Here is a 1,110-nt window from a genome sequence, read left to right as displayed (position 1 = left end):
CCTCATCCGCTCTCTTGAGGAGGTCGGTGCTGACACGGTATTCGGCATTCCCGGTGGTGCGATCCTGCCTGCCTATGACCCGCTGATGGATTCCACCCGGGTGCGTCATGTCCTGTGCCGGCATGAGCAGGGTGCGGGTCACGCGGCCACCGGCTATGCGCAGGCCACCGGGAAGGTCGGCGTCTGTATGGCGACGTCGGGGCCGGGTGCGACCAATCTGGTGACGCCGATCGCGGATGCGCACATGGATTCGGTGCCGCTGGTGGCGATCACCGGGCAGGTCGCGTCCTCCTCGATCGGCACGGATGCCTTCCAGGAGGCGGACATCGTGGGTATCACGATGCCGATCACCAAGCACAACTTCCTGGTCACCAGGGCCGAGGACATCCCGCGGGTGATCGCGCAGGCGTTCCATATCGCCTCGACCGGTCGTCCCGGTCCGGTGCTGGTCGACATTGCCAAGGACGCCCTGCAGGCGAAGACCACGTTCTCCTGGCCGCCGGTCATGGACCTGCCGGGCTATCGCCCGGTGACCAAGCCGCACGCCAAGCAGATCCGGGAGGGTGCCAGGCTGATCACTGCCGCGAAGCGGCCCGTCCTGTATGTGGGTGGCGGTGTGATCAAGGCCGGTGCCACGGCCGAGTTGAAGGTGCTTGCCGAGCTCACCGGGGCGCCTGTCACCACCACCTTGATGGCGCTGGGTGCGTTCCCTGACAGTCACCCGCTGCACGTGGGGATGCCGGGCATGCACGGTGCGGTCACCGCGGTCACCGCGCTGCAGAAGGCCGACCTGATCGTCGCCCTGGGTACCCGTTTCGATGACCGCGTCACCGGCAGGCTGGACAGCTTCGCCCCGCACGCCAAGATCGTTCACGCCGACATCGATCCTGCGGAGATCGGCAAGAACCGCGCTGCTGACGTGCCGATCGTCGGGGATGCCCGTGAGGTCATCGCCGATCTGATCCAGGCGGTGCAGAGGGAGCACAGTGAGGGCCACCGGGGGGATTACACCGCCTGGTGGAAGGATCTGAGCCGTTGGCGCGAGACCTACCCGCTGGGCTATGACCTGCCCGACAACGGTTCGCTCTCTCCGCAGCAGGTCATCGAGCG

1 protein-coding gene is annotated in these 1,110 nt (G+C 66.8%); it reads left to right on the top strand.

The genetic code is table 11. The annotated features are described in order from the left end of the window. Positions 1-1,110: thiamine pyrophosphate-binding protein (locus tag ACWGJB_RS49830; RefSeq protein ID WP_453386639.1), on the top strand; the 1,110-nt coding region annotated here is incomplete at both ends.

The sequence above is a fragment of the Streptomyces sp. NPDC054813 genome, from assembly GCF_053611365.1.
The sequence above is the reverse complement of the archived record's forward strand: the minus strand, read 5'-3'. Positions and strand labels throughout refer to the sequence as shown.